Source organism: Bdellovibrio bacteriovorus, assembly GCF_002208115.1.
Classification (GTDB): Bacteria; Bdellovibrionota; Bdellovibrionia; order Bdellovibrionales; family Bdellovibrionaceae; genus Bdellovibrio; species Bdellovibrio bacteriovorus_C.
Window position 1 is genome coordinate 633,382 of record NZ_CP020946.1, and the last position, 20,195, is coordinate 653,576.

Here is a 20,195-nt window from a genome sequence, read left to right on the forward strand (position 1 = left end):
TGATGTAGCAAATACCCGGATCAAGATCCTTGGAAGCGAGGAGTCCTTAAAAGCCCGTTTATTTGCGCGGGCGCAAATAGTGGCGCACCAGTTCGCCGGTGCTTACATAAGACCCGTCCTTAAAGACACAGCGATCCAGGGCGAACCATTCCTTAGAGGCTTCAAACTCCAACAGTTCCGGTTTGCCGCCCAGTTTGCGGCACAGGTTGAAGCCGGGATTGCTTTTTTGATCCAGAATGTCCGCCGTCTTTACTTCGATATCGACAGTGAAAGCCGTGCATTTGCGGTCCTGGCAGTCTTTGGAGTAAAGTTCGGTGCGATCCTCGTTGAAGCAATAAGTCTGCGCTTCAACAACTTTGGTTTCAGCATTGTATGGCATACGGAAGCTGCCTTTTTGGCAGGTCAAATCCGCAGCAAAGACGGGCGTTGTCAGAAACAGAATCAGACTACTTAACATATGTTGCACCCTTGCCTCGTTTTACGATATCCGCTTTAGGAATCCAGATGTTGCCCTCTTTGCACTGGTAAGAAGGATCATAGTAACCACAACTGCGGCCCCAGGAATTTCTTAGCAGGTACTCGCACTGCCCGGATTTTTCATTGAATCTGCGGCCGACCAGAACACTCGCGTGCATTCCCAGTTGGGAATAGTCGCGGCGGTCGCCCAGGCCCTGTGCATCGTAACTGAGAACAACCGGATTTTTCGCGCTCAGTTGTTCATCGATTTCATCACCCAAAGATTTTTCGCGGAAGGTCCATGGAGAGGAGACCTTCAAATCTGTCTTGATGCGCTGTTTGCATGTGCGGTTGGCCATCTGGTCGATGAAATCCGCGCGCGAAGAAGTTTTCAGGATGTGTTCCAGATCCTTGGTGCTGACGTTCGGAAACAGACGGCGCGAGGTCTGATAGACCTTTTCACAGTTCGGGGCCGACCACGAAGTGATCTCGTCCCGTCCTAGTTTGTCGATCTGGGTGATCAGTTCCTGAAATTCACCGTTGATGTTGTCTTCGCTGGGGAAGTCTTTCTCAAGACAAAGGCCTTTTTCGATGGCCCCTTCCAGGGCGCTGGACGGGAAGCCGCCCTCAAGGCTGCCGGCTTTGACGCCGACGTATTTGGCCCCGGTGTTGAACAGGCTGTCGTTATAGTTGACGGCGATGTCCGCGGCCGAGATTTTCTTTTTCAGTTTGAAGGACAATACATCCGCAGCAGCAAAGGCATAACACCAGCCGATCGAATCCTGATTTCGCACCGGGCCCATTTCTTTGCTGACGTCCATGGGTTTGCAGGATTGTTTTTCGCGCGCATAGGATTTTTCAGCCTTCGCTTTCAGGCCGTTCGTGAAGGACTTCAGAATGTTCGGAGGAAAACCCAGGGCTTTACCGTAGGCGGTGTAGGCCTCGACAAATTCATTGATTCGACCTGTGTTCGCATATTGTTCCATGTCGACCTGGATGCGGTTGAATTCAGCTCGAAGTGTTTGCGTGCGCAGGGTCGGATAGAAAGTTTCAGGCACACCCAGTCTGCGGCTGGGAATCTTGCATCGCTGCATGCGACCGGTCAGTGAGTCGATCTCCATCGACATATCGTATTTTTGATAGCCCTGGGCAATCTGCTTTGCCTGAAGTTGGATGCTGGAAATGCTGCAGTTATCGGCATGAGCCTGTGGGAAAGGAAAAGCCGTCAAAAATAGGATTACGATCAATGTGCTGCGCATGATTTGTTTATCGGAATTCAGAGCGAAAACCTGTGGATTTACGCGGAAATCAGGACCAAAAGAGGGGCTAGCCCTCTTCTTTGTATTCGATGACGTTTACGGTGCGTTCTTTTTTAATCTGATGCAGGCGTTTGTTGATCTCGTCCGCCAGTTCTTCGAGATGTTTGAACTCGTCCCCGGTACGAAGTTTCAGATGGGCGTCTGCCTTGCCTTCCAGGGCCTGATGCAGGAAGCGCTCAAAAGCATAAAGGGGACCGGCGATGCGGTGGGAAATCAGACGGCCCACCGCAAACAAGATCGCGCAGAACGCAACTGAGATGATCATGAACGTGATCACAAACGGCACCAGGAATTTATTCAGCAAAAAGGCGTTGTTTCCCACCAGTTCCTGAATCGTCACACGCATGTAGGTATAGGAAAACACCGAGCAGATCAGTGTCAGGCTTAATCCCACACCCATCAGGATAAAGCAGTACTTCAACTGAAACGGCATGTTCACCCAGTACTGTTTGCGCACGTTGTTTTCGGGCCACAGCAGTTCGCCTTCACGAATGATGGCATAGACGATCAGTCCATACCCCACCCACTGCAGGGCATCGGCGACGTTGAAAGCCGGGCTGGACAAGGACGGCGTGCCGACCACGATAAAGTCCACCACGTAACCCCAGATGATGCGGTCGGTGACGTTCCCGATGATGCCGCCAATCAGAATGGAAAGACCCGAGCGCAAAGTGAGGGATTTAATTGGAAGCAGGTATTGAATCAAAGCATAAGTCGCCAGCAAAAACGCGCCACCCGTGGAAAGGGACACGATACGCAGCACCGATGGCAGATCCGAGAACAGTCCCAGCATAGCCCCATGGTTATGATGAAGAACGAAGTGCACAGGACCATAGGATTTCAACTGCGTGATTCCTGTTGCCCAGATCTTGGTGATGCGGTCCAAGGACCACGTCGCCAGAAGTGGCAGAATCACAATTAGCCATTCACGTTTTTTCATGAACTTCAGTCTAACAAGTGACTGTTGGACTTGCGAAAGAAAAACAAGAACATTACCATCGTCCAGACACTTGGTTTTTATGAGGAGAGTTGAGTGAAAGCTTTATTGATTTCTTTGGTCGTTGCGCTGATTTCTTTCAACGTTCACGCGGACGATAAGTTTAAGGATATATCCAAAGAGTTTGAGGCGCTGGCTAAGAAATACGGGGTTAATTCCAAGGATCTTGGGATTTATGCGACGATCGGGGAAGGCGAAGAGCTGAAAACGGTTTTGGATGTGAACGGGAACAAGATGATGGTCCCGGCCTCCATTTCAAAAATTGCGACGGCTTCGGCGGTTTTGGCGTCATTTCCTCCGGGGACTAAATTCAAAACTCAGCTTTTGATCGGCGGGGACCTGAAAAACGGAACTTTGAAAGGGACGTTGTATCTGAAAGGGGGCGGGGATCCTTCGTTCGTCTCTGAAAACATGTGGTATCTGGTCAATGCTTTCACCCGCACTAAAATCAAAAGAATTGAAGGCGATATCGTCGTTGATGACTCTCTGTTCGACAATGTCCGATACGACATGAGCCGTCAGAAAGAGCGTGTGGATCGCGCTTATGATGCTCCGGTCGGGGCGATGAGCTTTAACTGGAACTCCGTGAACATTTTTGTGCGTGCGAACGGGGCGGGGAACGGTGCTGACGTCACCATTGATCCGGAAAATGACTATATCCGTCTGGTGAACAAGGCAAAAACTGTGGGCGGTTCAGCGAACAATCTGCTGGCAGATCGCCAGGAGGACAAAAAATTCCCGGGTGATGTGATTCACGTGGGAGGCAGCATTGGTCAGGGTTTGAAGGAAGTGGTGGTCTTTAAAAACATCACGCAGCCGGACCTTTGGGCAGGGTACAATCTGAAGGCTTTCCTGGCACAAAGAGGAATTCAACTCACCGGTACGATCAGGAACGGTGTCACACCAGAGAAAGCAGAACTTGTCGCTGAATCGGAAAGCAAACCGATTGAGCAGATGGTGGCCGACATGAACAAGTTTTCAAACAACTATGTTGCCGAGATGCTGACCAAGAATCTGGGTGCGGTGAAAAAAACAAAAGGCGCAACACTGGCTGACGGCGTGCTTGTTATCAATGAGCACATGCAAAGTCTGGGTGTTCCCGCGGATCAATACAATCTGGAGTCACCTTCAGGTTTGTCGCGCCAGAACAAACTGTCATCATTCGCGATGTGGAAGGTCCTGCAGCATTTACGCAACGACTTCCGGGTCCAGCCGGAGTTCCTGACATCCTTGCCGATCGCAGGGGTTGATGGCACGCTTAAAAAACGCATGAAGAATTCCCCGGCAGAACGTTGGGTGCGTGCGAAAACGGGATTCCTGACAGGCGTGGTCTCATTGGCGGGTTATGCGGGTTTGGAGGACGGGCGAGTTGTGACTTTCTCTTTCGTTTACAATGGTTCCACGGATGAGACGAAGATTCGCGCGTTTTTTGATAATTTACTTATCTATCTTGTAAAATAAGCCGATTGAAATGGTGGAAGGTGGACCTCCCATGATGAAACTCAGTGTCTCAGTTCTATACGTTTTTATGCTAGGCGCTCCTGTGGCAATGGCCCAGGGGAATATCGCCGAGCAAGTGGTGCCGCAGGTGCTGGGAAGAAGCCCGGAAGAAAGCCGTCCTTGGCGTGCTCCGGTATTCTCTGACCAGGCTGCCTCCTTGGGTTACCATGAGACCGCTTTCTCCATCCCAAAGGGCATGGACAAGCAAGTTCAGTTCTGGATTGATATCTACACAAAGTATTCCACCAATCAGGGCGTGATTCACGATTCTGAAAATGTTGAGAAGGTTTACGAGATCGTTGATCTGACGGGCCTGACAACAGAGCGTGCGAAGCAAAAGCGCGTCGATGAAGTAAAAAAGGAAATTGCGCTGAAACTGAACTCGCCGGAAGCGGCGGATCGTCTGCGTTTCCAACTGGGTCAGAAGGACCGCATGCAGGATGCGATCTTCTATTCCGGCCGTTATCTTGAAGACATGGAAAAAATCTTCCGCGATGCCAAAGTTCCGGTGGAACTGACGCGTCTGGCGTTTGTTGAAAGTTCTTTCAACATCATGGCGCGCTCCAAAGTGGGGGCCAGTGGTCTGTGGCAGATCATGCCTTACACGGCAAAACCTTATAAAATGATTTCTGCGACCGTGGACAACCGCAATCACCCGATGGAAGCCACAAAACTGGCGGCGAAACTTCTTCGTCAGAACTATTCCATGCTGAACTCCTGGCCGCTGGCGGTGACGGGTTACAATCATGGTCCCACAGGTGTGCGCAAGCTGACTGAAAAGTACGGCACACGTGAACTGGGTCAGTTGGTGACGGATGTAAAATCCAGCAAGACCTTTGGTTTTGCGTCCCGCAACTTCTATGCAAGCTTCCTGGCGGCATTGGAAGTGGAAAAGAACGCGGGCAAGTATTTCGGTTCTGTGGTGTGGTCCAAGCCGCTGGATTCCCAGGATCTGAGGCTGCCGGTGTCTGTGAAGTACAAAGAGATCGTGGCCTGGTTTGATGGCGATGACCGCAAGGCGCAGATCTTCAATCCGCACCTGACCTTCAAGGCCCGTAAAGGCCACCCGATCCCGGCTAAAACTGTGATCGCGGTTCCAAAGGACAAATACAATGTCGCTTTGATCACCCTGGCCCGCCGTGACCGCATGGTGGCGATGGAAGATAAAAGAAAATAGAAATCAGAGATTGGAAATTGGAATAAAAAAAAGCCGGGATTGTCTCCCGGCTTTTTTATTTTCGAATGTACGGATGGCTTAGATGAAATCGCCTTTACTGCGATTTACTGCCGCCACCGGAGCGGGACCGCCCAGATCCAGATACTTGTGGAAGAGCTGGTAGATCTCTTCAACCACGGCTGTATCGTGGATGGCGGTTGGATTATCGATCGCCATCGTATTGGTCAGGCCGATGAAGGCGTTAACCATGATGTAAGAGATCTTTTCCATGTCGCGGCCCGGGATCTGTGGAAGGTTGTAGCGGACAACCTCCTGGAAGAAACGGATTGTCTCGGACATATAAGCAGCTTCGGCAACATAGTACTGAATGGTGGTCAGTTTAGAGCGAAGTTCCGAGTTGCGACGAGTGGTTTCAACAGCCAGTTCAATCATGCCTTTCACACGCTGCTCGGGTGGCAGTGGGGAAATAGCGCGCATTTTTTCGCTGAAGATGCGTTTGTCTTCTTCAAGGATGTTTTTCACAACCGCTTGTACAACAGACTCTTTGTTACCAAAGAACTGATACAGTGAACCGATGCTGACACCGGCTTCTTTGGCGATTTTGTCAGTCGTGATGGAGTAGAAACCTTCACTAACCAGAAGGCGAGAGCATGCATCCAGGATTGTTGCTACTGTCTGGCGAGAACGTTCTTGTGTGGGAGCCTTTACAATAATCTTAGTTTTCTTCGTTTTTTCTTCAGATGACATCATGTTCACGGAAAACCCTTTCTGAGGACCTAGTTCCATGAGGACAGAATAGGATTGAGTGGACGCGGGGGCAAGTCTGGTTTTTTGCAAACCTGTAATGTTTGTAAATAAATAATGAAGAAAAACGCGAGGTTTTATTCGCTGTAGGCTTGAGCGTCCTGAAGAACCTCAGGACCCCACATCACAGTGTCGCCGGAGCTGATGTAGTTCTGAAGAAAGTTCGACAGATCCGAAGCGCCTTCGTTCAGCCAATACATCACACAATCAGAATTGGTTGAATGGGCTCCATGAGCCGTGTCCTGATGAGCCGTGACCATCGGAACGCCGTTGTTCACAAATCCCAGGGCGTGACCCATTTCATGCACCAGCGTGCTTTGCTCAACGTATTTCGGGACTATGCCGTTGGGGTTTGCCCCCGAGCTGCGCACGACATCCTTAAAGATCGCGATGATGGGTGTGCCGCCAAGGCTGACACCAATGACTCCGGTTTCAGGGCCGGATCCGGTGCTGTAGTTTCCGTCCAGGAAATAAAGATAGAAACGGGATTCAGCACTGGTGGGAAGCTGACTGTGATACTGCTTGTGCAGATTGACGATATCGATGCCGGTCCATTCCGTTTTTCCCTGCGCCGGGATTGCCGTCATTTCAGCCAGAGTTTTTGGAACAGCGATGGCCGGGGCAGAGCTGCGGTACTGAAAGATCGCCGTCAGGTTGTCTTCCAGAATCTGCCAGTAGTTCATTCCGCCGGCTGTGGTGCCGGTGAAAGGCTCGGACCCTGTTTCATAATAAATCTCCATCGAGATTTTTGCCGTGCTTTTGAAATAGATGCGGGAGTTTGAATAAGGGAAGCTGGATTCAGAACCAGAGCTGCCACCGCTGCAACCAGCGGCCAGAAAAACACAGATTGTAACAAAAGATCCCAGCAACGTCTTAACCACAGATTCATTTTAGACTGGCTGGCCGCCGTTGCCTAGATCTGGTTTCAAAACCGGACAATGTTACTGCAGTTCCTGCTCGCAATAAACCTGGGCGCGCTCTTCATTGGCTGGATAGCTCATGGATTTGGCCAGTTTCTGGCATTGTTTCTTGGTGATCGTGCGGTTGTACTTGCGCAGGCACTCCCAACGGGCCTCATCGCCCGTATCCGGGAATTCCATCAGTTTGGTGATGGAGTGACATTCTTTTAGATTGGATTGCTGGCGCAGATCGTACAGGCACACCAGACGGGCTTCTTCTGCGTTGGTGGAATACTCCATAGAGGACGCGACACCCAGGCACTGGGTCACGCTGATTTGGTTCTTTTTCTGCTTCAGGCATTTCAAGCGCAGATCATCGCGCTGATCCATGGCAAGTTTCGTGGACTTGGCCACATGGCAAAGTGGGGCGGCCTCCGCACGGAAAGCACCCAACCCAATAATCGCAGCTACAACCAACAAGAGCTTCATCATGTTCGCACTCCAATAAGCACTGGTGTCCTAATCAGCAAGGTTCTGGCCAGATTTATATGCAAATAAGAGCGGTCTGAAATCAAATGACTGTCTCATAATTTGACAGTCGACATTCTTTGGAAGCGCCAGGCGTCCTTTAACAGGGCCTGACGCCGGGGCTGCGGGGCACAGCTTAACGAGCTTCCACAGAGGCATCAACGGCGGCCTGGGCATTGACCAGACCCGAACCGTAGCGATTGTCGCCGTTCGGAAGAATCGGCGTGGCGGTTTTCATCAGCAAAGTCTTCACTTCGGAAGGCTTTAATTTTTTATTGGCCGCCTTCACCAAAGCAGCAACGCCAGCGACATGTGGGGTCGCCATCGAGGTGCCGAAGGTTTCTTTGTAACTTGTGAGATCTGACTTCAGGCTGACCAAAGTATTTGGGGATCTTTTGATGGCGGCGCGGATTTTTTCCCCTTCAGCCTGCTCGACAAAAAAGCCCACCGCAAACAGCACGTTGTCTTGTTCAAACAGACGCGTTTCGATCAGGCCCGGTCTGTTGTTGGCGACAATCACGCTGGTGGCGCCGGCGCGCATGGCATTGCGGATCTGGTCCTCAATCGGAGTGACGCCGCTTAAAGTGACCAGCACGTGCTTGTCTTTGACGTCTTTCCCGGCAAAGTCTGCGAGCTCTCCCAAACCGCAGTCCACAACAGGGCGGGTCTGCTCCAGGTACGGAGTTGCGGTGCCCTTAAAGTGATAAGCTTTAAGAGTCTGCGGTCCATGGGTGTCATTAAGGGTCACCGTGCTGAAACGGCCCGAGCCCACGGGGATTGTTGATACGATTTGAACTCCAGGCGCCACCACGGCCACTTCCGGTCCGTACTGGGAAAACACCGCGTGCTTCAGGTTCTTGTCAACGGCACCCACTGCGATCACAGACGGGGCGGAGGCGGGGAAGTAGACTTCGTTGATGCCATAGTTGCCGGTTGCTGCCACCACGGTGATGCCGGCCTGATCTGCACGCAACAAAGCGGCTTTTTCCGCAGGGGACCCGCTTGGGCTTCCCAAAGAAAGATTCATCACGTCCACTCCCTGATCAATCCCCCAGGAAATGCCAGCGACGATGGCGGTGTTGGAACAACCTGAATCCACACAGACTTTGGCGGCCAGCAGTTTTGCATTCGGTGCAACACCGGAAAAGCCACTGCCATCTTCTGCAGCGGCAATGGTGCCGCCCACATGGGTGCCGTGACCGGTGCGGTCGTAGAAATCATTGATGCCATCTTCACCCGTGAAGTTGCGGCCTCGTTCAAAGTTCGGCGCCAGCGAAGGATGAGACGCATTCATTCCGCTGTCCAACACCAGAACGCGGATGCCCTCGCCTTTGTTGGATTTGCTCCATGCTTGCGGGGCTTTCACCGCTTCAAGACCCCAAGGGGTGCCGGGATGAACGACATCGATGTTGGCAAGAACCGCGCCCTCACTGATGCGTGGGGGAGCCGGATGGAAGTATTCTTTTTCGACATACGCCACGCCCGGAGCGGATTTCAGGCGTTCGATGTCAGCGGGGTTTTCCGTGTCGACGATGAAGGTGTGAAGTTGCGGAAGACTTTTTTCGATCGTGCCGGGCAGGGACTGGGACCACGTGCCACGGGTGCTCAGTGTGCGCTGGAAAGCCGAGGCATCTTTCATCATCACAATCGCGCGTGCCGCCAGGGCCTGGGAACTGGTGGAAAGAACGAGCAGAAAAGAAAAAAAGGTGAACTTCATGGGTCAGAAGTTCACCTTTTCGTGTCTATATGTAAAGGGGCTGTCGGGGCCTCGTGAAAGCTTTTCCCGGGTGTCAAAACACTTTACGGGGAGTTTTCTCTTTCAAAGCTTCCTCGACCCAGAATTGCACGCCATGGTGATCCTGGATGTTCTTCATATAGGCTTTGACCATTTTGTCTTTGATCTGAATTTTGTAAGACAGGAAACGGAAGACAATCGGCGCAAAGAAGGCATCGGCGATGCAGAAATCACCAAACAGGTAAGGCCCTTCGCTGACTTTCAAAGCCGTGGTCCACATTTCCAGGACACGGTTGATGTCGGCGATGGTTCCTGGAGTCAGATGGCGGATTTCTTCAGAGTGTTTCAAATCCATGCTCAGTTGGGAGCGCAGGGAGGCAAAACCGGAATGCACTTCCGCCGCGTAAGTGCGGGCCAGCGCGCGGGCCCCGATGTCTTCAGGCCACAGTTTGGCTTCCGGGGAAAGCTCATTCAGGTATTCGGCAATCGCCAGGGAATCCCACAGGATAATTTTACCTTGTTTCAAAGCCGGCACTTTTCCGGATGGAGAGAACTTGGCGATCTGAGCCGCCGTTTTCGGCTGATCCAGGGTGATATTGATTTCACGGAATGGCAGGCCGGATTGCACGGCCACCAGCCACGCCCGCATGGACCACGATGAAAAGGTTTTGTCTCCGATGATCAGGTCAAAATACGGTTTGTCGCTGTGAACGTGATAGGCCACTTCAATACCTCCGGGTATGGGAATGGCCTAGAGTGTAGTCTTACGCAGCCGCCTCGGCAAGGGTCAGCTCAAATGGAGGCGGCGAGGCAGAAGTTTGAGCAAGTTTTTCGGCTTTGTGGTGAGTGTATTTTTCCCACAGCTTGCGCACCCAGTGGTGAGTCAGTGGATTTTCAAAGGTTCGCTCAACTTTTTTCTCAAAGACGGCAATCGCGCATTTGTAATTCATTTTTTCGACGTGACCCTGGATGGTGGCTCCCAGTCGTTCACACATGGAATCGACCTTTAAATCCACGCGCGGGGTTCCGACGACAAAGTCCGCCGGGGACTGATCCATATAGAACAAACCCAATCCCGTCAGAATTTCCCCCCAGGGGATTTCCTGGGACTGCTTGCGCCACAGCGGGGCCAGGGTGAAGTATTCCATCGTCATGATCTTGTTGCCTTGTTTGGTCACTGATTTCACAAACTGCGGATCGAGTTCCTTGAAATAGTTGTGATTTTGATGCGCACGCAGATTCAGATCGAAAGTGGTGAAAAGATTGAATCCGACAATTTCGTTTTTATACAGCAGCACGCCGGCAGCATGGCAGCGGAAGAAATCATCGTGATCAAGTTCAACGCCGGCGCGGTTCAGGACACGCCCGAAGGTTTCCTCCCACAGTCCGTAAACTTCGTTCAGAAGTTCTTTTTGAGAATCGCACACGTGGTGAAGCGGAATGATTTGATAGCTGATTTTTGGCATACACCAAGCATGAAGTCGGTCCGGCATCTTCTGACAGTCCAATTGATTTTTTTTGGACCTTTGCTAAGTAAATTTCAAATATTCCATGTTGAACGACAATAAAAAAGGCGACTTGCGCCGCCTTTTTCAGAGTTAATTTTGATTCGATAAACTAGGGTTTGAAGATTGGACCGTTGCCATCAAGCACGCGATAAGGATTGTCAGCGTATTCGATCATGTAAAGAACCGGCTCCAGATTCTTTCTTTGCACCTCAGGAATGATCTGCGCACCGGGATAGAATCCACCCGAGCCCCAGCCGCTGTTGGCCGGATCCAGTTCGAAGGTGAAGGAAATGATCTTGTGTTCACCGTAAGACCAGTCTGTTGTGTCACCGCTGGCGATATACAGACCTGAAGACTGCTTCGGTTCGTAGCCGTTCCACTCCGCCATTTTTTTTGCCATCACTTCGTGAACTTGTTTGTCACGGGTGTTGGAGATTCCTTCGTACTGGTGGCCCCAAGGATAAAGAATCAGTTGCGAGAACGTGTGGAAGGAAAGAAGGCTTGTGATGTTCTCGTGGGACTCAACATAGTTTTTGATGGCCTGGGTTTCCGGTTCACTGAAGGCTGCAGGTCCGCGGAAGGTGTCACTGTTTGGATTGGTGCTGGCTCCGCCGCCGCCCCAGCCGTAACCATAGTTGCGGTTCAGATCCACACCATAAGTTCCGTTGCTGTTTTGTTTGCGGTTCTTTCTCCAGGATTTATAGCTGCCGGTGGAAATGTCGAATTCCGCTCCGTCAGGGTTCACCATCGGGATGAAGTGCAGATCGCGGGCGTTGATCAGGCGCTGGATGCGCGGATTGCCGTTGGCGTACTCGGTCAGAAGGTACTGCACATAATAAAGAGGCAACTCGATGGACAGATGCTCACGCGCATGGTGACCGCCCATAAAAATCGCCGCTGGCAATGTGTCTGCATTGGCAAGATCGCCGGAAATGCGGATGGCCCAGATGTCACGGCCTTCAACCGACTTCCCGATGGAATTCATCTGGGAAATATCCGGGTGTTGGGAAGTCAGAGCTCTTAGTTTCTCGGTCATTTCTGCATAGTTATGGAAGGCGGCATCTTTGGCCGGGAAATCCATGGCGTCAGTCATCGGGAAGCTGACTTCAAGCAATCCCAGTTTCTCGACGGCGTTTTTTTCTTCCAGGCTGCCGACGGCGATGACGTAGTCTTCACGCGTGGCTTCGATGGAAGCGCCCGTGTTGGCAACAAGGCTTCGCTGGAATTTGTCTTCGGCGCGAACCTTCATCCAGTATTGAGTGGTATCTACGGATTGTGCATTTTGCAGCGGCAAAAAGCTGATAGCGGAAATGGCAACAGCCGCCATCCACATGGTGGTCTTCTTCATAACCCCTCCTTGGGCTTCTGAGGCAGAACTCAGATACCATATTGTGAGAGGTTTTTGTGTTAGGGTACAAGGCTTAGGTAGGGGAGCTGAGACTAAGGTCTAGGTTCGGGACCGCAGAAGCGGTCCACGAGGATCTGCAGTCCTTATCGCAGAAAAATACATGCACTGAGTTTGTCGTGAAGAATGTCTGTTACCAGCGGATGGGTTCGGCTTCGATTTCGACGCCGAACTGAGTGTGAACGTCCGAAGACACCTGGCGAGCGAGCTTCCATACGTCGTCGGCGGTGGCGCCGCCGTGGTTGACCAGCACCAGGGCCTGCTTTTCGTACATGCCCACAGGGCCCAGTTTTTTGCCCTTCCAGCCGGCGCGATCAATCAGCCAACCGGCTGCAAGCTTGAAGCGGTCTTCGTAAGGGAAGCTGACAAGGTCATTGTGTTTGGAAAGCAAACCATCGCGCAGCTCTTTGCTGACAATCGGGTTTTTGAAGAAGCTTCCGGCATTGCCGATGACTTTTGGATCGGGCAGTTTGCTTTGGCGGATGTTGATCACGGCCTGAGCGATGTGGCGGGGATCTTGCGGCCAGTTGTTGCGTTCAACCTCTTTGCGGATGTCGCCGTATTCCAGGTGCAAGGTGTTTTTCTTTGGCAGACGGAAGGTCACATCCCAGATCAGATAGCGGCCCGCGCCTTCTTGTTTGAAGTAACTGTCGCGGTACGAGAAGTGGCATTCTTTGTTGCTGAAGATTCGTGGTTCGCCCGTTTGCAGATCCAGAGCATGGACTTCCCACAGGGTGTCTTTGACTTCCACGCCGTAAGCACCGATGTTTTGAATCGGAGCGGCTCCGACTGTGCCAGGAATCAAAGAAAGATTCTCAAGGCCCCAATAGCCTTCTTCCAAAGTCCACTGAACAAAGTCATTCCAGATTTCTCCGGCCTGGGCTTTCACGAACCAGTAATCCGGATCTTCATGAATCAACTTACGACCGAGGTTAGAGACCTTCAGCACCAGGCCTTCAATCTGAGAAGGCAATACCAGATTGCTGCCGCCGCCTAGAATCTTCCAGGGAAGCTTTTTTAGGTCAGGATTCATCAGCAGGGTGGACAGATCCGCAGGGGTATACAGCTCCACAAAGTGCTCTGCTTGAGAGCGCAGTTGAAGGGTGTTGGAAGAGCTGAGGTCGTGAGAGTTTTGGATCTGCATGATCCAGAGATCTTATTAGAAGGCTCCGGCTTTGGCCATCATTCTTTCAAGGATTTGATCCTTGTTGATAAAGCAAATGCCCAGGCCCAGTCCTTTGCTCCATATCACTTCGGCCGCCACGTTGTGCGTACGATCGACAGTGTCTAACTTGACTGTAAGGTTCAGAAGGTCCCCTTTTTGCGGGACATAGTCTCCTTGCGAGACTTCCAGAAAGGCGCCGGTCTGCGAAATATTACGAAGCTTGGCCACCAGAATGCCAATGTGGCCGTACACTTCGATCGAAGCCATCTCTTTGGTTCTGAATCGTTTCGCGGTCTGGGAAGAACTCATAAGGCACTCCGGGATTAGCGTCTTACCTCTATTCTCGGAAAAAATATCGCGTTGGTAGAGTCCAAATTGAATCAGTCTCAAGATGGGACTTGATTCTGGACCCTACTTGCGCAAGTACGTCAGAAACGAAAAAGGAATAGGCGTTTCGATGTCACGTCGCTCGGTCTGAGTGAACACCTTTTCGTCGATTTCAGGGTAATAAGTGTCCCCCGGAAATTCACGATGGATCAGGGTCAGATAGATTTTGTCGGTGATTGGCATCGCTTGTTTGTAGATTTCGCCGCCGCCAATAATGAATACTTCATCGCCCCACTTTGCCGTCAGGGGTTCTGCGTGTTTTACCGCTTCTTCGATGGAAGAAACAAAAACCACAGGGCTTGATTCGGTGGAATTAAAACTTTGTTTGGACGGATCGCGGGTTACCACAATGTGATAGCGGTTGGGAAGGGCGCGGCCGTTGAAAGAATCAAACGTCTTGCGCCCCATGATCATGATATGACCCTTGGTGGTTTCGCGGAAGAACTTCATGTCCTCGGGCAGATTCCAGGGAAGTCCCCCTTGCGCGCCGATAACACGGTTCTGCGAACAGGCCACCACATGAGTCAAAATCATACTGCCACCTCAGCCTTGATAGCCGGGTGCGGATCGTAACCGATGATTTCGATGTCTTCGTAAGTGAAGTCGAAAAGATCTTTCTTGGCCGGGTTCAGTTTCAACTGAGGCAGTGGACGGAATTCACGGGTCAGTTGCAGGTTCGCCTGTTCAAGGTGATTCAGGTAAAGATGCGCATCACCCAGGGTGTGAACAAAGTCACCCACTTCAAGATCGCAAACTTGCGCGATCATATGGGTCAGCAATGCGTAGCTGGCGATATTGAACGGCACACCCAGGAAGATATCAGCACTGCGCTGATACAGTTGGCAGGATAGTTTTCCGTTCGCCACATAGAACTGGAAGAAAGCGTGACACGGTGGCAATGCCATCTTGTCTACGTCACCCGGGTTGAACGCTACCACCAGCATGCGGCGGGAGTTCGGATTCTTTTTGATTTGCTCGACGACGTTGGTGATCTGATCGATGGTGCGACCGTCAGCGGTTTCCCAGGAGCGCCATTGTTTTCCGTACACCGGGCCCAGGTTGCCGTTTTCATCTGCCCATTCATCCCAGATCGTCACTTTGTTGTCGTGAAGATACTTGATATTGGTTTCGCCTTTCAGGAACCACAGAAGCTCATGGAAGATAGAGCGCGTGTGAAGTTTTTTGGTGGTCAGCAGAGGGAAGCCCTCTTGCAGATTGTAGCGCATCTGATAACCGAACATGGAAATGGTGCCGGTGCCGGTACGGTCCTCTTTTTTCACACCATGTTCTAGAACTGTTTTGATGAGATCGTGATACTGCTTCATTCTGCCTCCTTGCGGGTACCGTACTGTGGGAAAGTTATGGTCCCTTTGTCGCTGAACATTCTATTTTAGCTTCTTGCCTTGTCCACGTGAAAAATAGTCCCAGATGAATTTGCCGCAGGGGCCAAGCTCCTTGGAGCCATGTCGACCAATAGCGGCGTGCAGAGGGATGGGTTTTAATCCCAGTGTCACGAGGGATTTTTGCTTGATTTCCTCTTTAATTGCGAAATCAGGCATGCGCCCATAACCCAGGCCACCTTCCAAAAAGACTTTCTTCGTCTGCAGATCCTGAACGCTGATGGTGTTTGCCGGATTCACAACACCTCCGGAGCGATTGGAGCTTTTCACTGTGCTGGAAAGAACAATCTGAGGATATTTCTTCAGACCCTCGGTGGTGGCTTTTTTCAGCTTCGCCAGCGGATGCTTGGCAGCGCAGACCATCACCATGTTCACAGTGAAAAGCTCCTCAGTGATGAGAAGCCCTTTGTCGTTAAAAATCGTGCCCAGGGAAATGTCGGCGTGATCCTCCAGCAAATGTTCATCGGCACTCAGAACATCGTGAATAATTTTGATCTCCGTCTGGGGGAAACGGGAGGAGAATTCCTTCAGCGCACTGACCAAATTCGGGAGGGGCCACAGAGCGCTGACGGCCAGACGGATGATCGGTTCATGTCCTCTTTTCAATAGTTCTGCAGTTTCCCCCAGTTCATCGAACTGAAGGATCAGGTCGTCGGCTTTCTTTAAGAAAGCGCGGCCCTGAGGGGTCAAGGTCGGGCGGTACTGGTCACGGCTGAAAATTTTAAAGCCCAGCTCACCTTCAAGGGTGCGCATGGCATAACTGACCGCGCTTTGTGCGCGATGCAATTCCTGGGAAGCGGCCCGGAAGCTTCCCGATTTAACTATGGTTTGAAGTACTTGCAGTTGATCCAGTGTCATACCTCAGAAAGTATATCAAAAAATTAGATCATGTTAATCAAAAAATTATAATTTTTTTAGATCGTCTAGTTGTGTAATATTATTTACGAAGAAATGGAGTTCCTGCCGAAGCTAGAGCAGACAACCAACAACCAAGTCTCCATTTCAAGTGGGAGGTCATTATGATGTATCAACGCAAATCCGAAGACAGAGGCTACGCAGAGTTCGGTGGCTGGCTGAAATCCATGCACACGTTTTCTTTCGCCGACTACTACGATCCAAAGTTCATGGGTTACCGTGACTTGCGTGTGATCAATCAGGACTGGATTGCAAAATCTTCCGGATTCCCTGCACACCCGCACCGTGACATGGAGATCATCACCTACGTGCTGAAAGGCGCCGTGGAGCACAGGGACAGCCTGGGTAACGTCGGTCAGATCAAAGCCGGAGAAATTCAAACGATGCACGCCGGAACCGGCATGCGCCACAGCGAATACAATCCGTCCGAGACTGAGGACCTTCAACTGTTCCAGATCTGGATCATGCCTGACGTGGTCGGAGCGACACCGGGTTACACCCAGCAGTCCTTCACCCGTGAACAGAAATTGAATCAGTTCAAGCTGATCGTTTCCAAAGACGGTCGCGAAGGCAGTCAGAAGATCAACCAGGATGCGGATCTGTATGCGTCGGTCTTTACCGAAGGTTATGAACAGGAATTCGCTTTACGTTCCAAACGTGGAGCCTGGCTGCAATTGGCCGAAGGTGAACTGGAAGTGAACGGTCAAATTCTGAAATCAGGGGATGCCCTGGTGGTGGAAGAAGAAAACCTGAAGATCAAAGCTTTAAAAGAAACTGAATTCTTGCTCTTTGACCTGCGCTAGGTCTTAAAACGAAAAAAGGCGGAGTGAATGCTCCGCCTTTCCTATTTCACTCACTGTTGGGACTAGTGATGGTGGTGATGTTCCTCTTTTTTGGTCTCCACGCGGGGGATGACTTTGAAGTCGAAGGATTCAACCTTGCCGTTCACTTTCAAAGACACTTTCAGTGTCTCGTCGGCTTTGACTTCGCGGGTGGGGTCAAACAGCATGATGTGGTTGCCGCCGGGTTTTAGTTCCGCGGATTTCTTCGCCGGGATGGTCAGCTTTTCCACCTTCTGCATGGCCATGCGACCGTCTTTTTCCACGGTTTCGTGCATTTCAACTGCTTTGAAGGGCTCGATCCTTTCAACCGTGACAGTCACTTCCTTGTCGGTCGTGTTGGTGATCACGCCATAACCTGCTGTCGCATTGGTGCCTTTGATTGGCGCAAAGATGCGGGCGTCAGAAATAGTGACTGGGGATTTCGCGGCAAACGCAACAGGGCTCAGTGCCGCTGTCAAAGCTGCAAGTACGATGGCTTTCATAGGTTCTCCTTAATTTTAGTTGTAATTTCATCGGCAGAGCGCGGGCTTTGGATGCTGTCGACGACAATGCCTTTTTTATTCAAAAAAAATACGCGGTCGGTGTGCGAGATCGAATAGCCCAGATAGGACTTCGGATCTTTTTCCACGATGTAGCTGGCGCCAAAGGGTTTGATCGCGGCATCGATTTCAGCCGTGGTGCCAGTCAGGCCGATAAATTCCGGATTGAATTGGTGAGCGTAAACAGACACCGATTCTGCCGTGTCGTTTTCAGCATCCACGCTGATAAAGATCAGTTGAACATTTTCACGTTCTTTGTCCGTCAGTTGTTTGAAGGCCTGGGCAGAATAACTTAAAGCCATCGGGCATACGTCCGGACATTTTGCGTAACCAACATAAAGAAGATTCAGCTTTTTTGCGTTTTCAGAAAACTGCCACGTCTTACCGTTGTGGTTCAGTTTAAAGTCGCCACCCATTGTTGGCGGACGCTGAGTGTACCAAAGTAGAAAAGCCAAAAGCCCCAGGGCGGATAAGGCCGCGACAAGCGAGCGAATTAACTGTGTTTTTATCGAAGTCTTCATCCCCCCAGTTATAGAGAATTCAGCCCGGTTCGCCAAGGTGTAGAATGTCAGACGCAACATCAAATTGCGGGGGAGTTTTCTTTTGACTTTCATCTGCGGCCTTCGTAAGTTGGCCGGGTAGTTAGGGAGTAGTCGCAATCTTTCCCAAGATTTGATTTAAACCGACATACTGAGTGATGAACTCCGGTTTAAATGCCTAAGGACCCAAAAGTCCTTCTGTTGACGAGACTGACACGAGTGTTTTTAACAAAGCACCGTGTGGTCTCGTTTTCTTTTTGAAGCAAGCCCCCACGGTCATAACCGTATCGAGGGCACATGGAAGCAATCATCAATTCATTCTTACTGGTGGCCGCCACAGAAATGGGCGACAAAACTCAGCTATTGGCGCTGGTTCTGGCATCAAAGTTCAAGAAACCATGGCATGTGATGGCCGGGATTTTCACAGCAACAGTTCTGAATCACGCTTTGGCCGCCTGGGCGGGTGAGTGGATCGCCGCCACCGTTCCAGGGCAGTGGTTGAACTGGGCGCTGGCTTTGACGTTCTTTGGTTTTGCTCTGTGGATTCTGATTCCGGATAAGGATGACTCGAATGCCGATAATATGAAGTGGGGCGCCTTCTGGACAACCACCGTGTTGTTCTTCTTTGCTGAAATCGGCGACAAAACCCAGCTCAGCACGGTGGCTTTGGCGGCGAAATATCAAAACATTCTGCTGGTCACTTTGGGCACGACCGCCGGGATGATGTTTGCGGATGGATTGGCGGTGGTCTTCGGTGAAAAACTCACTCAGAAGATTTCAATGAAGTGGATTAACTACGGGTCGTCGCTGCTGTATGTGCTTTTCGGTGTCGGCATTCTGATGCGCTAAAAGCCTTGCAAAGGCCTGTGTGAAGTTTTGACAGGCAGCTTTTTCATGGTGGCTAAGTGTATGAAATTAAATGGCTCTTTCGGGTTTCGGAAGGGCCGTTTATTGCCTCTTTAAAGGGGCTTCAAGCCCCCCTATACTGCGCCCTATGAAAAAGCACATCTTTGCCATTAGCGCCGTTATTCTGTTTTTTGGGACCGTGACTTTCGCTGCGACGGAAGTTTCCAAATCCACGAAAGAGGTCCTTGGGTTTTCCAATCTGTTGAACACAGATGCGACGTCTTGTGATTATTCCGTGGAAAGGCAAAAAGACGGCAAGGGTGCCGTGGTTGTTTCCTTGCGTTCCGATAAAGAAACCGGCATTCAGGATTCCATTCGTATTGCGGCGGCTCAGTTGCCTTTGAAAGAAGGCGTGCTGTTGGCGCGTCCGGGCTTAAGCATCACGTACCGTGATGGTGTTCTGACCAAGAAAGAAAAGCTGGCGACGATGGGTCCGGAAGGCCAGGACTATCAGGTTCTGATGCTGAAGGTGTCCCCGGATCTGAAGGACATTTCTTTGGGTTACGCCCTGGATTCAGTGAAGACGATCTTTAAAGAAAAAGTTCTGGCTGAAATGAACTGCAAGTTCTAATCAGCAACAGATCCTGAAACGAAAAAAGGAGCCTTGAGGGCTCCTTTTTTTATTTGTGCAGTTGTCTTGCTTACTGGAAGTTTTGAACTTGCGCGATGTAAGGAAGATTTCTGTAGTAACCCTGATAATCCAAACCGTAACCAACAACGAATTCGTTAGCGATTTTGAAGCCCACGTGATCAATGTCACATTTCACTTTCAATGCATCCGGTTTTTCTAACAAGGCAACAGTCGTCAAAGATTTTGGTTTGCGGGACTGGATGGCGTTTTTCAGATAGTTCATGGTCAGACCTGTGTCCACGATGTCTTCCACCAGGATCACGTGGCAGTTTTCAACCGGACCAGCCAGATCCAAAGTCACTTTCACTTCGCCAGAAGAAGAAGTGCCGCCGTGGTAAGACGCCACACCGAAGAACTCGCAAGTGATGTCGGCTTCGATGTTACGAACCAAATCAGAGTAGAACATGAAAGAACCCTTCAAAACGCAGATCGCAACGACCTTTTCGTTTTTGAATTTCTTGGAAAGGGTAGCCCCAATCTCTTTCACTTTTTGCTGGATCTGCTCTTCTGTAAGGTAAGGTTTCAAGGAAAGATTTGTCATGG

At 50.8% G+C, this 20,195-nt stretch carries 23 protein-coding genes; 5 read left to right on the plus strand and 18 right to left on the minus strand.

Going from position 1 to position 20,195, the window contains the following annotated elements:
- Positions 1-58: 58 nt before the first annotated feature.
- The 3 genes from B9G79_RS03155 to B9G79_RS03165 form a co-directional block, all read right to left on the minus strand.
- Entirely contained in the window at positions 59-457 is a 399-nt protein-coding gene (locus B9G79_RS03155; protein WP_232469070.1) for a hypothetical protein, read from the minus strand.
- On the minus strand, positions 447-1,715 hold the full coding sequence (locus B9G79_RS03160) for a C1 family peptidase (protein ID WP_232469072.1): 1,269 nt from the start codon (positions 1,713-1,715) through the stop codon (positions 447-449). The genes B9G79_RS03155 and B9G79_RS03160 overlap by 11 nt, the downstream gene beginning before the upstream one ends.
- 67 nt (positions 1,716-1,782) lie before the next feature.
- The gene (locus tag B9G79_RS03165) at positions 1,783-2,715 is read right to left on the minus strand and encodes a signal peptidase II (RefSeq protein ID WP_088564263.1); all 933 of its coding nucleotides are present in this window, start codon (positions 2,713-2,715) and stop codon (positions 1,783-1,785) included.
- Between the two features lie 93 nt (positions 2,716-2,808).
- Here B9G79_RS03165 and dacB point away from each other — a divergent pair, with 93 nt between their 5' ends.
- Both dacB and B9G79_RS03175 read left to right on the plus strand, forming a co-directional pair.
- The gene (dacB, locus tag B9G79_RS03170) at positions 2,809-4,233 is read left to right on the plus strand and encodes a D-alanyl-D-alanine carboxypeptidase/D-alanyl-D-alanine endopeptidase (protein ID WP_088564264.1); all 1,425 of its coding nucleotides are present in this window, start codon (positions 2,809-2,811) and stop codon (positions 4,231-4,233) included.
- A gap of 31 nt (positions 4,234-4,264) precedes the next feature.
- Positions 4,265-5,449, plus strand: coding sequence for a lytic transglycosylase domain-containing protein (locus tag B9G79_RS03175; RefSeq protein ID WP_232469073.1), 1,185 nt, complete (start codon positions 4,265-4,267; stop codon positions 5,447-5,449).
- Positions 5,450-5,527: 78 nt separating this feature from the next.
- Here B9G79_RS03175 and B9G79_RS03180 read toward each other — a convergent pair whose 3' ends face one another.
- The 12 genes from B9G79_RS03180 to B9G79_RS03235 all read right to left on the minus strand — a co-directional run bounded on the left by B9G79_RS03180 (position 5,528) and on the right by B9G79_RS03235 (position 16,138).
- The gene (locus B9G79_RS03180) at positions 5,528-6,199 is read right to left on the minus strand and encodes a TetR/AcrR family transcriptional regulator (protein WP_232469306.1); all 672 of its coding nucleotides are present in this window, start codon (positions 6,197-6,199) and stop codon (positions 5,528-5,530) included.
- A gap of 131 nt (positions 6,200-6,330) precedes the next feature.
- A complete protein-coding gene (locus B9G79_RS03185; RefSeq protein WP_088564267.1) occupies positions 6,331-7,134 on the minus strand; it encodes a hypothetical protein in 804 nt (267 codons plus the stop codon).
- A gap of 60 nt (positions 7,135-7,194) precedes the next feature.
- A complete protein-coding gene (locus B9G79_RS03190) occupies positions 7,195-7,644 on the minus strand; it encodes a hypothetical protein (protein ID WP_088564268.1) in 450 nt (149 codons plus the stop codon).
- A 172-nt stretch (positions 7,645-7,816) separates the two neighbouring features.
- The gene (locus B9G79_RS03195) at positions 7,817-9,397 is read right to left on the minus strand and encodes a S8 family serine peptidase (protein WP_088564269.1); all 1,581 of its coding nucleotides are present in this window, start codon (positions 9,395-9,397) and stop codon (positions 7,817-7,819) included.
- A gap of 73 nt (positions 9,398-9,470) precedes the next feature.
- Positions 9,471-10,139 carry a glutathione S-transferase family protein gene (locus B9G79_RS03200; RefSeq protein WP_088564270.1) on the minus strand — a complete coding sequence of 223 codons (669 nt, stop codon included), beginning with the start codon at positions 10,137-10,139 and terminating at the stop codon, positions 9,471-9,473.
- A gap of 40 nt (positions 10,140-10,179) precedes the next feature.
- Positions 10,180-10,881, minus strand: a complete 702-nt coding sequence (locus tag B9G79_RS03205) for a hypothetical protein (RefSeq protein WP_088564271.1) — start codon at positions 10,879-10,881, stop codon at positions 10,180-10,182.
- 151 nt (positions 10,882-11,032) lie between these two features.
- Positions 11,033-12,271, minus strand: a complete 1,239-nt coding sequence (locus tag B9G79_RS03210) for a M14 family metallopeptidase (RefSeq protein ID WP_088564272.1) — start codon at positions 12,269-12,271, stop codon at positions 11,033-11,035.
- A 190-nt stretch (positions 12,272-12,461) separates the two neighbouring features.
- Positions 12,462-13,472 carry a UDP-N-acetylmuramate dehydrogenase gene (gene murB, locus B9G79_RS03215; protein ID WP_088564273.1) on the minus strand — a complete coding sequence of 337 codons (1,011 nt, stop codon included), beginning with the start codon at positions 13,470-13,472 and terminating at the stop codon, positions 12,462-12,464.
- Positions 13,473-13,487: 15 nt separating this feature from the next.
- The gene (locus tag B9G79_RS03220; RefSeq protein WP_232469075.1) at positions 13,488-13,802 is read right to left on the minus strand and encodes a PilZ domain-containing protein; all 315 of its coding nucleotides are present in this window, start codon (positions 13,800-13,802) and stop codon (positions 13,488-13,490) included.
- A gap of 102 nt (positions 13,803-13,904) precedes the next feature.
- Positions 13,905-14,414, minus strand: a complete 510-nt coding sequence (locus B9G79_RS03225; RefSeq protein WP_088564275.1) for a dihydrofolate reductase — start codon at positions 14,412-14,414, stop codon at positions 13,905-13,907.
- Positions 14,411-15,205 carry a thymidylate synthase gene (locus B9G79_RS03230; protein WP_011165585.1) on the minus strand — a complete coding sequence of 265 codons (795 nt, stop codon included), beginning with the start codon at positions 15,203-15,205 and terminating at the stop codon, positions 14,411-14,413. The genes B9G79_RS03225 and B9G79_RS03230 overlap by 4 nt, the downstream gene beginning before the upstream one ends.
- A 60-nt stretch (positions 15,206-15,265) precedes the next feature.
- Positions 15,266-16,138 carry a LysR family transcriptional regulator gene (locus B9G79_RS03235; RefSeq protein ID WP_088564276.1) on the minus strand — a complete coding sequence of 291 codons (873 nt, stop codon included), beginning with the start codon at positions 16,136-16,138 and terminating at the stop codon, positions 15,266-15,268.
- 161 nt (positions 16,139-16,299) lie between these two features.
- On the opposite strand from B9G79_RS03235, the gene B9G79_RS03240 reads away from it, so the two are divergent.
- On the plus strand, positions 16,300-16,998 hold the full coding sequence (locus B9G79_RS03240) for a pirin family protein (RefSeq protein ID WP_038448387.1): 699 nt from the start codon (positions 16,300-16,302) through the stop codon (positions 16,996-16,998).
- 62 nt (positions 16,999-17,060) lie between these two features.
- Here the strand turns inward: B9G79_RS03240 and B9G79_RS03245 are convergent, their stop codons facing one another.
- Both B9G79_RS03245 and B9G79_RS03250 read right to left on the minus strand, forming a co-directional pair.
- Positions 17,061-17,519: a copper chaperone PCu(A)C gene (locus B9G79_RS03245; RefSeq protein ID WP_088564277.1), complete on the minus strand. Its 459-nt coding sequence runs from the start codon at positions 17,517-17,519 to the stop codon at positions 17,061-17,063.
- Entirely contained in the window at positions 17,516-18,031 is a 516-nt protein-coding gene (locus tag B9G79_RS03250) for an SCO family protein (protein ID WP_232469077.1), read from the minus strand. The genes B9G79_RS03245 and B9G79_RS03250 overlap by 4 nt, the downstream gene beginning before the upstream one ends.
- 381 nt (positions 18,032-18,412) lie before the next feature.
- On the opposite strand from B9G79_RS03250, the gene B9G79_RS03255 reads away from it, so the two are divergent.
- Together B9G79_RS03255 and B9G79_RS03260 are read left to right on the plus strand one after the other, a co-directional pair.
- Positions 18,413-18,964 (plus strand): TMEM165/GDT1 family protein, encoded by a 552-nt coding sequence (locus tag B9G79_RS03255; RefSeq protein WP_088564278.1) that lies wholly within the window; start codon positions 18,413-18,415, stop codon positions 18,962-18,964.
- A 145-nt stretch (positions 18,965-19,109) separates the two neighbouring features.
- The gene (locus tag B9G79_RS03260; protein WP_088564279.1) at positions 19,110-19,592 is read left to right on the plus strand and encodes a hypothetical protein; all 483 of its coding nucleotides are present in this window, start codon (positions 19,110-19,112) and stop codon (positions 19,590-19,592) included.
- 70 nt (positions 19,593-19,662) lie between these two features.
- On the opposite strand, the gene hpt is transcribed toward B9G79_RS03260, so the two are convergent.
- Positions 19,663-20,193, minus strand: coding sequence for a hypoxanthine phosphoribosyltransferase (gene hpt, locus B9G79_RS03265; protein WP_015092239.1), 531 nt, complete (start codon positions 20,191-20,193; stop codon positions 19,663-19,665).
- Positions 20,194-20,195: the final 2 nt, after the last annotated feature.